Here is a 14,351-nt window from a genome sequence, read left to right on the forward strand (position 1 = left end):
GCGGTAAATTTAAAGAGGATAGCAGGCATACTATCCTCTAAAGCAGCTATATAATCTCTCATTTTCGATTTCCGATCAAAGTATCTAAAAAAATACCCCACTTTTTCAGTGGTCTCGAAGGCTTCATGCGGACATCTTTCACTGGCTTCTTGCAATAGTTGTCTTTATGAGGGCTTCATGCGGACATTAATCCAGTGTTTCCGCTAAATAGTGTCTTCATGAAAGCTTCATGCGGACGTTAATCCAGTGTTTCCGCTAAATAGTGTCTTCATGAAAGCTCCATGCGGACGTTAATCCAGTGTTTCCGCTAAATAGTGTCTTCATGAAAGCTCCATGCGGACGTTATTCCCGTGTTTCCACTAATTAGTGTCTGCATGAGCCACTCCTAAGGCTGCTGTTAATAGGTCTTCTTACCTGTAAAGTAGTTTCCACTACGCATACATTGTTTACATTTTTTCGGAAATGTATTTAATCGCAGCCCTCTAACAGGTATAATAGAATTATCACAATTTTGCTAGATTTCTACAAAATGATAGGAATCAATACAAAGGGGAAAGCAAGGGGGAGCACTTTATGAATCAGTATACTTCCACAGGTATTCAAGGACTTGACTTTCTACTTAATGGTGGATTTCCAACAGGAGCTACAATTTTACTAGAAGGATTGCCTGGAACAGGGAAGACCAATTTAAGTATGCAATTTCTCTACAATGGTGCTGTGCAGTACGATGAACCAGGCTTGTACATTACATTTGAAGAGCTACCTGGTCAATTATATAAAGAAATGAAAGCGTTCGGATGGGATATCCAAGCCCTAGAACGCGAAAATAAAATGAGAGTGCTATGCATCTCTCCGCAAGTGCTACTTGAACAAATGGAAACACAAAACGGCTTATTTGAGCAAATCATCAATGAGATTGGCTGTAAGCGCGTTGCCATCGACAGTGTAAGTTTGTTCCAAATCGGTGACGAAAGTGTCGAGACAAAAAGAAAAACCCTCTATAAACTTCGCAATATTTTGAGAAAGTTCAACCTGACATCCCTGCTCATTCAAGAGCAAACATCTACTACCGATCCAGAAACTTCATATATTAACTATGTCGTAGATGGCGTTATCCGTTTAGCGCTCAAGGATTACAAGGAGCATTATCGCAAGCGTACATTAGAAGTGTTCAAAATGAGAGGACGCAAGATCATTGAGGGGGAGCATATTTACCGAATTACCGATCACGGAATTCATTTGCTGCCTGCATTCTCCATGGTGGAGGACAAGGCTCATTTGTACAATGCTACAGCTATTACTACAGGAATTCTAAAGCTAGATCAGATGTTAGATGGAGGAATCCCAGAAGGGTCAGCCTTTATTTTAGACACAAACAGCAAAGCCAATTATAAGTACTTGGCTGTCTCGATTGCTGCTAATCGCCTATTAGCTGGTGAAAGTTTAATCATTTTACTATCTAGTCTGTCTACGATTAATGATCTGGAGTTTTTATATGGACTGTACGGTGTTTCTTTAAAAGAATATGTGGAGAAAAAGAAGATTTTCTTTATCGAGCATTATCGTCGACCGATTCCACCAGGCTTTGAAGATGCCATCATCGATGTCTCTGAACTGAATAATGATGAATATCGCACGGAGGTTCAAGCGATTCTTGCCCCACATATTCAAGCGAGTGTTGAACGAAATGAAAAATGGTTTGTCTATTACGATTTAAATACAATCGTGTCTCAACGAGGCAAAGAGTTTCTACAAACCTACTTTACGGAAGAAATATCGAAGTTAAATGCATCCGGGTTCAGTGTTCTATCATTATCTAATTTTACCGAATTGGGTTCGGAGTTATCGAGCTTTATCGAGCGTACGTCAAACGGAGTGATCAAAACATGGGTGGAAGGAAGCTATCAATATGTTCAGCTTTTAAAATCACCAATGGGCAAAATGTCCAATCCATTGCTTGTCGAGAATATAAATACAAAGCCATATATTAATCTGATATAGGAGGGGGGACACAAATGTTACAGCTTAATCCCCTAAAAGTAGAGTGTACGCTTTTCTTCGAAGAAAATCCTTACACGTTTGAAACGGTCGAAGGATTAGCCTCAAGGCTTGGAAGAAGAACAACCGAATTAGCACAAATATTAGAGCACTTGGTAACAGTCTCCATCCTAGAAAAAATCGGCGATGGCGAGCAGGCAATCTATCGATATCTGCAACCAGACACGTTTCAATTTCAGAGAGAAGCGATATGGGACTAAATAAGGCGGTCCAAAACCTTCAGAATGGTTATGCTCACCTGCTTGGTATGATGATTTTAATGGTCGATGAAAACCGCTGTTCACAGACGGAGGTCTCGTATCCGAAACGGCTTTTTGAAGACGCGTTATTTAAGCAAATCGTTGATCTCATTCCAAATCCATCAAAGATAAAGAATACTGTTTTTGTTGAGATTATCCCAGGATTGAAGACGTTAATTGCACCTGTTGAAACAGGTTTGTCCAAGCCTTTTTATTTAATTGGCGGTGTCCTCGTTGAGGAAGGGACGGTAGAAGTTGTAAAAAAGTATCTTCTGGAACATTCTGAAGGTGTCCATTTTGTGGGTTATTTAGAGATGTTCCCAATTGTGTCAAAGGAAGAAAAAGAGGAAATTTTATCCGCCTTCCAACAACTTTCTGAATCCATTCAATCGATCTATCAATCACAACAACATGTAGATGTTTATCAAAGGAAAACTTCGAAAACGGAATGGGTTGCTGAACAAATTTCGAATGAAAGTTTTAATCTAGATTTGCTCTTACATCAATTTAAGGAGCTACGCTCAGAGCTTGATTTTATTGGCGTAGCTTTACAAAAAGAACATGAGAAATATGTTATTCTACATTTTCTTGATTCTAGGAATGCACCTATTAAGGGGAAAGAAATTACAATAGGAGAAGGATTTTTTGGCCAAGTGATTGTGACTGAAGAATATTCTCATTGGACGAACATTCAGGAAGATCCGCGGCTTTTACCTTACAAGGAAAACGGTCTTTTTCCAAGAAGCCTGTATTGTCAGCCAATTAAAATCGGGGGACAGACGAAGGCGCTGTTGTTCGGAGGAAGTGAAAAGGAAGAGGCTCATTTTGATGTGACGGATATCCGACACTTGGCCTCTCTTATTGGAATTTTTCTAAACCAGCAAACCATGAGAGATAGCTTTCAAAATCATCTCCTACAGCTATCAGCCTTTAACGAAATTTTCAGCGCGATGACAAATGTGCAGAACATGAAGAGAGTGCTCTATATCCTGATTGATATGGGAATGAATCTTCTATCTGGAACTTTTGCCTGCGTCCTGTATAAAGATGTGCAGGAGGAATGTAAGCTATCCATTCTATCACGTGGAATGAAAAATGACTTTTTAGCTTATTATGGCAGAGATTTAGGGAAAAGGTATTTCGCTGCCGAAAATGTAAACATGACGAAAGGTGTTTTTCATCAACTTGATAATGGAAGCCTTGTGTATGAAATGCCGATTACATTTCGGAGCCAGGTATTTGGGGTCCTCAGTATTGGCGTTCGCAATGAGGAGGAAGTAACTCCGTATATCCCATTCCTGTCGAGTATGGGCATTGTTGGTGGAATATCTATTTCTTTGTTGGAAAAAGAACAAGCGCCACAATCTGATGAGAAGATCATCCATGTTTTTACGAAACTATTAGAAAAACAGCAGCCAGCAAAATATGAACTATCCCAGCAGGCAATAGATTTGGTGAGCGGATTCGGTCAGCATATTGGTCTAACCTCTCAGCAAATCCATACCATTAAAAATGCGATTGTGTTGTCCTTTTATGAGGAAGAGATTTGGCAAGATTCTATCGTTGAAAAAGAAACGCAAGAGTTAATGGCGCAATTTTACCATACGAATGAAGTAGAGCATGTTTCGCTTAAGGTTTTATTCATTCTCCTACACCATATAGGTGTGAAGCTTGATCCTCGTATAAAAGATGACCCACTTTTACATAAATTTGAGGAGTGGGAATCAAGAAATTATATGGTCGAGATGGTCATTCCTTTAGAGGAACAGGTCGCAGCTGGCCTTGAGGAAGAAGAAATAAAAAAAAAGCTGAATCTATCAAATCGTGAAATGGAAGTATTGGCTCAGGTCCTGAATGGCTTGAACAATCGTGAAATTGCCCAGTCGCTTTTTATCAGTGACCATACGGTGAAAAATCATATGACGAATATCCTGCAAAAGCTTGGAGTCACAGACCGTGCACAAGCCATTGCGAAGGTGTATCAAATGGGGTACTCCCCCAAATAGAAGACTGTCCTCCGAGATGATTCTCGAGCGGCAGTCTTCTTTTTTGATCCAATAGGAGTCTATTCCTATTTCTATTAAAAGGAAGTAGGGAGGATGGTTTTAACCCCGTAATTCTAGCAAAATGAAAGCACAACTTAAGGAAATACTGAAGTAAGAAGATAAGGGGGGCAAGATGAAAAATCCATGGTTGATGTGTTTATGTGTCCTCTATATTCAAAAAGGATTGGATCCACATACTTTGAGTGAGCGATTTGGTGTGGATGATGCTCAAATTGCTCAACAATTAGATCTTTTAGTCGAGTTTCAGGTGGTATCCAAAATAAGCGATGAGTATCAATACATCTGTCCAGGAGAGTTTTCTATTCAAATAGGAGTGTAATCCTAAAAAAGGAAATTTCAAAGAAATGGGAATAGGCGGGGATTATCAAAACGCTGTACATTCTCCAAAATGAAGATAACAAAATCAGGTGATTTTCAGGAGGGGAACGGATATGAATAATTTGAATGAAGGAAAAATGATACTACAAGAAATCTCAGAGAAAAAAAGAAAACTAGTTGAGGTGGCAACGGAAAAAGGATTGCACAGCTCAGAGACGATCCTTTGTAGCCAGGAACTGGATGAGTTAATCAATGCTTTTTATCGATGCATACGTACTGGATATGAACTACAGAATAGCCGCTAATAATATCGCTTTCAATATTTGTACTATTAAAACATCTTAAAATAGCGAATTTTTCATATATGATAGGATTTAAGACTCAAATAAATTACATTTTTTCCAATTGAATACCTTTTGTTAGGTTTTAAGGAGATGTGCACATGGGACTATTGAATCTATTATCGAATAAAAAGGATACAACGCCAGAAGTTGTTGAAGAATTTTATACGCTCTTTACAGATTACCCTGAAGCAATCTTTATAACCGATTTTGAAGGGAAAGTGATTTCGCTAAATCATGAGATAACATCTTTATTGGGATATAGAAAAAGAGAAGCTGAATTACTAGCTAACGATTTGTTCCAATCTAAGAAAAGCGAAAAGGTACGACATCATTTTCGTAAAGCTACGCAAGGATATAAAACTACTTTTGATACGGCAATGCGTCATAAGAAATCGGGTAAGGAGATACCACTTCAAATTACGTTTATTCCATCTGAGACTTCCATCTTTGTAATATGCAAGGATATGACCACTGTTAAAACTTTCGAAAACAAGATCACTCATATAAGTAATCAGCTTGAGAATTCACAAAGGGTGACCAATATTGGGAATTGGGAGTATGACATCAAAACCAATAGAACTTATTGGAACAAGCAAGTCTATGAAATTGTTGGAATTGAAAAAGATGTATTTGAATTAAATTGGGAAAATATTCTTGAATATGTATATCCGCAGGATAAACGGACTTATCGTAAGAATTTCCAAAAAATATTAGATGAAAAGACAGAGCTCGATTTTGAGCACCGGATTGTTCGAGGCGATGGCAAGGTACGATTTGTTTTCGTTCGAACTAATGTCATTCTTGATGAAGAGGGGGAAGTAGACCGTATTTTCGGTACGATTCAAGATATTACTGAGCAAAGAGAATTAGAGTCAAAGCTAGAGCAAAGTGAAGAACGGTTCCAATCTGTTTCCGATCGCTTAGCAGCAGGGATTTGGTCATATGATATTCATGCAAATGAAATCACCTTTTGCTCTAAAGGGGTAAGAGAGATTTATGGTGTGAGTATCGAAAGTTTTAAAGAAAATCCCCTAGTATGGAAAGAATTTATTCTTGAGGACGATAGAGAACAGGTAGAAAAAAAACAACTCCAATTAGCTACCGGAGAAGAAATAAACCATCAATATCGCATTATTGATGGAAAAGGACAACTCAAATGGCTTGATGATCAAACCATTCCACATCTTGATCAGGATGGAAATCTCGTTCAACTAGATGGAATCGTAAGAGACATTACAGAGAGAATGGATTATACAGAATCCTTGGCCTATATCGCTGATCATGATTATTTAACGAATTTACCGAATAGAAGATTTTGTGAAAGAAAATTAAGTGAACTAATCCAAAACGCTGCGGATAGAAACATGAAGTTTGCTGTGTTTTATTTAAACTTAGACCGCTTTAAGTATATTAATGATACATTGGGGCAAGAAATTGGGGACAAATTTCTCGTGAGTTTTTCCAAGCGGTTGAGAAAATATTTATCGTCAGATACATTCCTTGCTCGTATTGGTGGCGATGAGTTCACAATCATTATGAATAATATATCCTCCCTAGAAAATGCAATAAAACTAGCAAATGAAATTATTAGGGAGATTGAGAAGCCTTTTTATATAGAAGATTATGAGCTTTTTGTTACGACGAGTATTGGAATAAGTACGTATCCAAAAGACGGAAAAGACCCGCATACGCTGATAAGAAATGCCGACGCCGCTTTGTATAAAGCGAAAGAAGGTGGACGAAATGATTGGAGAATTTTTTCTCCTTCCATGAATGTTGAATCCTTCAAACAGTACCATTTGGAACGAGACTTAAGAAAATCGATTATAAACGAAGAGTTGTACGTTCATTATCAGCCAAAAGTTAATCCAAAGACATCTAAAATCGTAGGTGCGGAAGCGCTTGTCCGCTGGAATCATCCAGAGTGGGGAATCGTTTCACCGGGTGAATTTATCCCTTTAGCAGAGGAAAATGGTTTTATTTTCAAAATTGGTGATTGGGTACTGAAGGATGTTTGTGAGACGCTTGCCCAATGGCAAAAACAAGGTATTCCGGTGGTTCCTGTTTCAGTAAATGTCTCTCCGAAAAGATTGTTAAAGACAGACTTTGTTAAAACGGTTCAGCAAACGATTCATGAGGCAGGAATTGAGCCGATGTTAATTGAATTAGAATTAACCGAACAAACGATCATTAAAAATACCGAAGCAACAAAAAATATTATTACTGAATTAAAAGCATTAGGTGTCAAAATTGCTTTAGATGATTTTGGGACAGGCTATTCCTCCTTGTCTTATTTGAAGGATTTAGATATTGATACGCTTAAAATTGATAAGTCTTTTATTGATGGGATTACATTGGAGAGTACGAATGATGCCATTGTGAAGAGTCTGATCTTTTTATCAAAAGAAATTGATATCAATATTGTGGCTGAAGGAGTAGAAACAAAGGAACAGCTCACCTTCCTTCTTCAACAAGAATGCCAACAAATCCAAGGATATATTTATAGCAGGCCTGTATCGGAGACAAGGCTTGAATCGCTTCTTAAAAAGGAAGTCATTCAACCATTACAAACGAATGCCTTAAATGAAGCAATTGAAAATCGCAGAAAATACTTCCGTGCAAAACTAGATTATCCGCTAACTGCGGACATGACGATTATCAAATTCATGAACAAAGATGTAAAACTAGGTTCTTCGAAAGCGATCATTGAGGATATGAGTATAGGTGGGCTCAAATATGTGACCAGTATTAATCTCCCTATTCGAAATGATATGATGATCCAGTTTAGTACCATGATTATGGGTAAAGAAGTCAAGTTTGTTGGAAGAAATGCCTGGAAATTTGAGATAGATGGACTCTATGAATATGGTTTTGAGTACACTTTTAATGAGGCGGAACGGGATAGATTTGCCCCGATATTCAATAAAGTGATTCTTCAACTTAAGGAAGGGGCTATGCTCCCGGATTCTAGCATTCTTCTGGAAAGCAAATATGATTATTTAAAGAGTATGAATTAAGGAATAAGACAGGACAAGCGTCTTGAAAAGTTAATCTTTTCGGGCGCTTTTCTTCTGGGGAAAAGTTGCGCTAGCGTAGTACTTAGTCTTTGTCGATTTCTTGGTAGATCTTCTCGACTTCGCCTCTTGTGAAATTTCCCTTTTTGATGATTCTTTCGATCGATTTCTGTGAATCGCCTTTTTTAATTGCTTCGATTAAAAGTTCTTTCAGTAATTCCTTTTTTTCTTCTCTAGTACGTTGCTTAATTTGTTTTTCGATTTCTTCTTTAATAATATCCATTTGTTGTAACGCCTCCCATATTATTTTTTGCCCACGTTCGCTCAAATACTTCCTTACTAGTATGAACAGAGTTCCTGTTAGGTGCACCTTTTCGGATTCATCCGATAATTCTTGAATATCTCGGGTAACAAGAAGGGCATCTCTTTCAATTTCTTTTTTCTTCTATTAAAAAGTGGTTTGTAAAGAATAATCATTTTCTCATCATCTGTTAATTGAACATTGGGATTCTGACGGATTTTGTCTATTATTTGAAGATACGATTCTTCTTGTTGAACTTCGTTAAGAAATAGGGGATCAAATTGATAAAGAATAGATCCTAAATCAAGTGAAGATTTCACAGAAGCTCTTTTAATATGAGGAGCATAAATAATTACGCTTTTAAAGATAAATGCTGAATAACGTTTATCATCCTTAAATTTATTATACAAACCCAGTACGTATCCCCCAAACCGGAAAGTGTCATGTTTCTTAACTGTTGTTTGATATTCAACATGCAGAAACGTACCGTCTTCTAGCAAGTACAAAGTATCTCACTTTTACATCATTGTCACAATGTTTTTTAATTTTTCCCCTAATTCCACACCACCCCTCAATTCCAACACTAGCTAAACCCCTAGTGATTTTGGTATTCTTTACCTTAGAGACTCTTAGATTAAGAAGGTGTAGCAAGTGTTCGTGAAAATATTATCTGCACTATTTATACCCGGGTTACTCGTCGTGCTATTTACCCGCGTAACCTACAATCGCTATATTGGACTCATCCTTACCGTGGCATTAATCGCCGCTTCTGTATATAAAGGCTATACCAACTCATTTTTACTCATTGTCATTGATGCCTTCTCCTTAACTGCTGGGTTTTGGTATGCCCATCGAATGACAACAAAAGCGAAACGATAACATACAGTGACCAGTGAAACTCCATTCATTGGTCATTTTTACATTCAATTAATAAAAAAACGAATATCCGTTCGTATTTTATTGGTTAGTTTTAGGTTAATTGTGGTAGAATGGGAATATGAGTTTTTCGGACGAAAAATAAGCTACTGTGTAGAGAAGGAGGCTTTTTTTATGAAGGAGCAGTTTGAACTTGTCTCAAAATATTCACCTCAGGGAGATCAGCCAGAAGCGATACGAAAGCTTGTCCAAGGGATTAGAGAAGGGAAAAAGCATCAAACTCTACTCGGTGCAACTGGGACAGGGAAGACCTTTACGATTTCGAATGTGATTAAGGAAATTAACAAACCGACGCTTGTTATCGCCCATAACAAAACCCTTGCTGGGCAATTATATAGTGAGTTTAAAGAGTTTTTTCCGAATAATGCGGTCGAATACTTCGTCAGCTATTATGATTACTTCCAACCGGAGGCGTATGTGCCTTCGACTGATACATTTATTGAAAAAGATTCAAGTATTAATGATGAGATTGATAAATTGCGTCACTCGGCGACCTCAGCTTTGTTTGAGCGACAAGATGTTGTTATCATTGCCAGCGTATCTTGTATTTATGGTTTGGGTTCGCCAGAAGAATATCGAGAGATGGTCCTTTCCTTAAGAACAGGAATGGAGATCGAGCGGAATCAACTCCTTCGCCGATTAGTGGACATCCAATATGAACGTAACGATATTAACTTCCAGCGTGGAACCTTCCGTGTTCGTGGCGATGTTGTCGAGATTTTTCCGGCTTCTAAGGATGAACACTGTTTGCGCGTTGAATTTTTCGGAGACGAAATTGATCGGATTCGCGAGGTAGACGCCTTAACAGGGGAGATTATGGGAGAAAGAGAGCATGTCGCTATTTTCCCAGCATCCCACTTCGTTACCCGTGAAGAGAAACTGCGTGTAGCGATTGAGAATATTGAAAAAGAGCTTGAGGAACGATTGAAGGACCTTCGTGAAAACAACAGACTGCTTGAAGCACAGCGCCTCGAGCAAAGAACCCGTTATGATCTCGAAATGATGCGTGAGATGGGCTTCTGTTCAGGGATCGAAAACTATTCAAGACATTTAACATTGAGACCAGCTGGTTCAACACCATATACATTACTTGATTATTTTCCAGAGGACTTCCTTTTAGTGATTGATGAATCACACGTGACTCTGCCACAGGTTCGCGGCATGTTCAACGGGGACCAAGCAAGGAAACAAGTGCTTGTGGATCATGGCTTCCGTCTGCCTTCTGCACTCGATAACCGACCTTTACGATTTGAAGAATTTGAGAAGCATATTAGCCAAGCTGTGTATGTTTCGGCAACACCAGGGCCATATGAAATCGAGCACACACCTGAAATGGTGGAGCAAATCATTCGTCCAACAGGATTGCTTGATCCAACTATTGACGTTAGACCGATTGAAGGACAAATAGATGATCTGATTGGCGAAATCCAAGAACGTGTGAAGAAGAATGAACGTGTTCTTGTGACGACGTTGACGAAAAAAATGTCAGAGGACTTGACCGATTATTTAAAAGAGATTGGTATCAAGGTCAATTACTTGCATTCAGAGATTAAGACACTTGAGCGGATTGAGATCATTCGCGAACTCCGTCTCGGAAAATATGATGTTTTAGTAGGAATCAACCTTTTAAGAGAAGGATTAGACATTCCAGAGGTTTCTCTAGTAACGATTTTGGATGCGGATAAAGAAGGCTTCCTGCGTTCAGAACGATCCCTCATCCAGACGATTGGACGGGCGGCTCGTAATGCGAACGGACACGTCATCATGTATGCAGACAAAATCACGAATTCAATGGAACTAGCGATTAGTGAAACGAAGCGCCGTCGCGCTATTCAAGAGGAATACAACCAAAAGCATGGCATCACGCCAACGACGATTCAAAAGGATATTCGCGATGCGATCCGAGCAACAATGGCAGCAGAGGAAACAGAAGAGTACACACCAGCTAAAAAGCTTGGTGCTTTAAGTAAGAAAGAACGAGAAAAAGTGCTTTCCGATATGGAAAAAGAAATGAAAGAAGCAGCAAAAGCCCTCAACTTCGAAAGAGCGGCTGAATTGCGCGATCTGATTTTAGAGCTGAAGGCGGAGGGATAAAGAAACAATGGCAATGGATAAATTAGTCGTAAAAGGCGCTCGAGCCCATAACTTAAAAAACATTGATGTAACGATTCCGAGAGATAAGCTTGTAGTGCTGACAGGACTTTCAGGTTCAGGAAAGTCCTCGCTTGCGTTTGACACGATTTATGCAGAAGGACAACGTCGCTATGTGGAATCCTTGTCTGCATATGCACGCCAATTTTTAGGACAAATGGACAAGCCAGATGTCGATACGATTGAAGGATTATCGCCAGCGATATCAATTGATCAAAAAACGACGAGTCGAAATCCTCGATCGACTGTTGGAACAGTAACAGAAATCTATGATTATTTGCGTCTTTTATTTGCCAGAGTAGGACGACCAACTTGTCCGATTCATGGTATTGAAATTACATCCCAAACGATTGAGCAAATGGTCGACCGTGTCATGGAATATCCAGAGCGCACAAAGCTTCAAGTACTCGCACCGATTATTTCGGGACGAAAAGGTGCTCATGTAAAGGTATTTGAGGATATTAAAAAGCAGGGCTATGTCCGTGTACGTGTAGATGGGGAGATGCTTGATTTAGGAGAAGAAATCTCTCTTGATAAAAATAAAAAGCATTCTATCGAAGTGGTTATTGACCGCATTGTCGTCAAAGAAGGCGTCAGTGCTCGTTTAGCAGATTCCTTGGAATCCGCACTAAGACTTGGAGAAGGAAAAGTCCTCATTGATGTGATGGGTGAAGAGGAGCTTTTATTTAGCGAACATCATGCTTGTCCGCATTGTGGATTTTCAATTGGAGAGTTGGAGCCAAGGATGTTCTCTTTTAACAGTCCGTTTGGGGCATGCCCAGATTGTGATGGTTTAGGTGCGAAGCTGAAAGTGGATAAAGAGTTGATTATCCCGAATCCGGACCTCACGTTAAAACAAGGGGCGATTGCACCATGGGAACCGGTTAGCTCTCAATATTATCCGCAATTGCTAGAAGCGGTGTGCAACCATTTTGGCATTAATATGGATATTCCAGTGAAAGACCTGCCACAGAGTGATCTTGATAAGATACTTTACGGTTCTGAAACGGATAAAATCTATTTCCGTTACGAAAATGATTTTGGTCAAATCCGTGAGAACTACATTCAATTTGAAGGCGTCATTGGCAATGTGGAACGCCGTTTTAAAGAAACAAGCTCTGATTACATCCGCGAGCAAATGGAAAAGTATATGGCCGAGCAGCCATGTCCAACTTGTAAAGGCGATCGTTTGAAGCAAGAAAGCTTGGCCGTACTTATCGATGGCGAAAACATTTCCTATGTTACTTCTTTATCAATCAGAGAAGCGTTTGATCAAATTGATGGCATCACGCTCACGGAAAAAGAGAAGCAAATTGCTAGTGCAATTTTCCGTGAAATTCGTGAAAGATTAGGCTTCCTTATTAATGTAGGGCTAGACTATTTAACGCTTAACCGTGCTGCCGGAACCTTATCTGGTGGAGAAGCGCAACGTATTCGTCTTGCTACCCAAATCGGTTCACGTTTAACGGGCGTACTGTATATTCTAGATGAGCCGTCCATTGGTCTCCATCAACGAGATAATGATCGCCTCATCGATACTTTGAAAAACATGCGCGATATTGGCAACACACTTATTGTTGTTGAGCATGATGAAGATACAATGATTGCCGCTGACTATTTGATTGATATTGGTCCAGGAGCGGGTGTGCATGGGGGTCAAATCGTTTCTGCAGGAACACCGGAAGAAGTAATGGCAGATCCGAATTCTTTAACGGGGCAATATCTTTCTGGTAAAAAGTTTATCCCACTTCCGATTGAACGGAAAAAGGGAGACGGACGTTTCCTTGAGATTAAAGGTGCAAAGGAAAATAACCTGAAAAATGTCAGTGTGAAATTTCCACTAGGGATGTTCCTTGCGGTTACAGGTGTTTCTGGTTCAGGTAAGAGTACGCTCGTAAATGAAATTTTACATAAAGCGTTAGCTCAAAAGCTGAATCGCGCAAAAACTAGACCAGGTCAGCATAAAGAGATTAAAGGAATTGAGCATTTAGATAAGGTCATTGATATTGACCAGTCTCCAATCGGTCGTACACCACGTTCAAATCCTGCAACGTATACTGGTGTGTTCGATGATATCCGTGATCTATTTGCTGCGACAAATGAGGCAAAGGTTCGCGGCTATAAAAAAGGTCGCTTTAGCTTTAACGTTAAAGGTGGACGCTGTGAAGCTTGTCGTGGAGATGGAATCATCAAGATCGAAATGCACTTCCTTCCAGATGTGTATGTACCATGCGAGGTTTGTCATGGAAAACGTTACAATCGTGAGACGTTAGAAGTGAAATATAAAGGAAAGAGTATTTCCGATATTTTAGAAATGACAGTTGAGGATTCCCTTGAATTTTTCGAGAATATCCCAAGAATTCAGCGTAAGCTGCAAACAATTTTTGATGTGGGTCTTGGTTATGTGAAGCTTGGGCAGCCAGCGACAACACTTTCTGGTGGGGAAGCGCAACGTGTGAAGCTTGCGTCCGAGCTCCATCGTCGTTCGACTGGTCGCTCGTTCTATATTCTTGATGAGCCAACAACAGGACTTCATGTCGACGATATTTCTAGATTGTTAGTCGTGCTTCAACGTCTTGTGGAAAACGGCGATACAGTACTGGTCATCGAGCATAATTTAGATGTGATCAAAGCGGCTGACTATTTGGTTGATTTAGGACCTGAAGGTGGAGATAAGGGCGGAACGATTGTTGCTACTGGTACACCTGAAAAGGTAGCAGGCACCCTCGAGTCCCATACAGGAAAATACCTAAAACCAATTCTAGAACGCGATCGTCAACGCATGAAGGAACTTATACAGGAAAAGGAAAAGAGTGCTGTGAATTAATAGAGCGAGTATGAAATCACTTCGGTGGTTTTGTACTCGTTTTTTTGTGGGGAGAAATAAATAGGAAGATTATGTTAAAATATAGGGGGGGAATTCC

General features: G+C 39.5%; 11 protein-coding genes. 9 read left to right on the plus strand and 2 right to left on the minus strand.

What is annotated here, in order from left to right; genetic code table 11:
* Window positions 1-573: 573 nt before the first annotated feature.
* From FA727_RS22835 to FA727_RS22860, 6 genes are all read left to right on the plus strand, one after another.
* Entirely contained in the window at window positions 574-2,001 is a 1,428-nt protein-coding gene (locus tag FA727_RS22835) for a DUF7125 family protein (RefSeq protein WP_136833764.1), read from the plus strand.
* A gap of 14 nt (window positions 2,002-2,015) precedes the next feature.
* A complete protein-coding gene (locus FA727_RS22840; protein ID WP_136833765.1) occupies window positions 2,016-2,258 on the plus strand; it encodes a hypothetical protein in 243 nt (80 codons plus the stop codon).
* Window positions 2,249-4,303 carry a LuxR C-terminal-related transcriptional regulator gene (locus FA727_RS24860; RefSeq protein ID WP_246042023.1) on the plus strand — a complete coding sequence of 685 codons (2,055 nt, stop codon included), beginning with the start codon at window positions 2,249-2,251 and terminating at the stop codon, window positions 4,301-4,303. Before FA727_RS22840 ends, FA727_RS24860 begins: the two co-directional genes overlap by 10 nt.
* A 172-nt stretch (window positions 4,304-4,475) precedes the next feature.
* Window positions 4,476-4,682, plus strand: a complete 207-nt coding sequence (locus FA727_RS22850; RefSeq protein ID WP_136833766.1) for a hypothetical protein — start codon at window positions 4,476-4,478, stop codon at window positions 4,680-4,682.
* Between the two features lie 112 nt (window positions 4,683-4,794).
* Window positions 4,795-4,986, plus strand: coding sequence for an aspartyl-phosphate phosphatase Spo0E family protein (locus tag FA727_RS22855; RefSeq protein WP_136833767.1), 192 nt, complete (start codon window positions 4,795-4,797; stop codon window positions 4,984-4,986).
* A gap of 137 nt (window positions 4,987-5,123) precedes the next feature.
* Window positions 5,124-8,042, plus strand: a complete 2,919-nt coding sequence (locus FA727_RS22860; RefSeq protein WP_136833768.1) for an EAL domain-containing protein — start codon at window positions 5,124-5,126, stop codon at window positions 8,040-8,042.
* 82 nt (window positions 8,043-8,124) lie between these two features.
* Here the strand turns inward: FA727_RS22860 and FA727_RS22865 are convergent, their stop codons facing one another.
* On the minus strand, window positions 8,125-8,322 hold the full coding sequence (locus FA727_RS22865; RefSeq protein WP_136833769.1) for a hypothetical protein: 198 nt from the start codon (window positions 8,320-8,322) through the stop codon (window positions 8,125-8,127).
* A 77-nt stretch (window positions 8,323-8,399) separates the two neighbouring features.
* On the minus strand, window positions 8,400-8,846 hold the full coding sequence (locus FA727_RS22870; protein ID WP_136833770.1) for a hypothetical protein: 447 nt from the start codon (window positions 8,844-8,846) through the stop codon (window positions 8,400-8,402).
* Window positions 8,847-8,991: 145 nt separating this feature from the next.
* Between FA727_RS22870 and FA727_RS22875 the strand changes: the two genes are divergently transcribed.
* The 3 genes from FA727_RS22875 to uvrA all read left to right on the plus strand — a co-directional run bounded on the left by FA727_RS22875 (window position 8,992) and on the right by uvrA (window position 14,254).
* The gene (locus tag FA727_RS22875) at window positions 8,992-9,219 is read left to right on the plus strand and encodes a CsbA family protein (protein WP_136833771.1); all 228 of its coding nucleotides are present in this window, start codon (window positions 8,992-8,994) and stop codon (window positions 9,217-9,219) included.
* Between the two features lie 171 nt (window positions 9,220-9,390).
* Entirely contained in the window at window positions 9,391-11,370 is a 1,980-nt protein-coding gene (gene uvrB, locus FA727_RS22880; protein ID WP_136833772.1) for an excinuclease ABC subunit UvrB, read from the plus strand.
* Between the two features lie 7 nt (window positions 11,371-11,377).
* Window positions 11,378-14,254 carry an excinuclease ABC subunit UvrA gene (gene uvrA, locus FA727_RS22885; protein WP_136833773.1) on the plus strand — a complete coding sequence of 959 codons (2,877 nt, stop codon included), beginning with the start codon at window positions 11,378-11,380 and terminating at the stop codon, window positions 14,252-14,254.
* Window positions 14,255-14,351 lie beyond the last annotated feature (97 nt).

This window comes from Robertmurraya kyonggiensis, from assembly GCF_005116465.1.
Lineage (GTDB): Bacteria > Bacillota > Bacilli > Bacillales > Cytobacillaceae > Robertmurraya > Robertmurraya kyonggiensis.

What these genes read in the sequence shown, in the direction of transcription:
- FA727_RS22835 (WP_136833764.1), top strand. Translation starts at nt 574, where the DNA reads ATGAATCAGTATACTTCCACAGGTATTCAAGGACTTGACTTTCTACTT.
- FA727_RS22840 (WP_136833765.1), top strand. Translation starts at nt 2,016, where the DNA reads ATGTTACAGCTTAATCCCCTAAAAGTAGAGTGTACGCTTTTCTTCGAA.
- FA727_RS24860 (WP_246042023.1), top strand. Translation starts at nt 2,249, where the DNA reads ATGGGACTAAATAAGGCGGTCCAAAACCTTCAGAATGGTTATGCTCAC.
- FA727_RS22850 (WP_136833766.1), top strand. Translation starts at nt 4,476, where the DNA reads ATGAAAAATCCATGGTTGATGTGTTTATGTGTCCTCTATATTCAAAAA.
- FA727_RS22855 (WP_136833767.1), top strand. Translation starts at nt 4,795, where the DNA reads ATGAATAATTTGAATGAAGGAAAAATGATACTACAAGAAATCTCAGAG.
- FA727_RS22860 (WP_136833768.1), top strand. Translation starts at nt 5,124, where the DNA reads ATGGGACTATTGAATCTATTATCGAATAAAAAGGATACAACGCCAGAA.
- FA727_RS22865 (WP_136833769.1), bottom strand. Translation starts at nt 8,322, where the DNA reads ATGGATATTATTAAAGAAGAAATCGAAAAACAAATTAAGCAACGTACT.
- uvrB (WP_136833772.1), top strand. Translation starts at nt 9,391, where the DNA reads ATGAAGGAGCAGTTTGAACTTGTCTCAAAATATTCACCTCAGGGAGAT.
- uvrA (WP_136833773.1), top strand. Translation starts at nt 11,378, where the DNA reads ATGGCAATGGATAAATTAGTCGTAAAAGGCGCTCGAGCCCATAACTTA.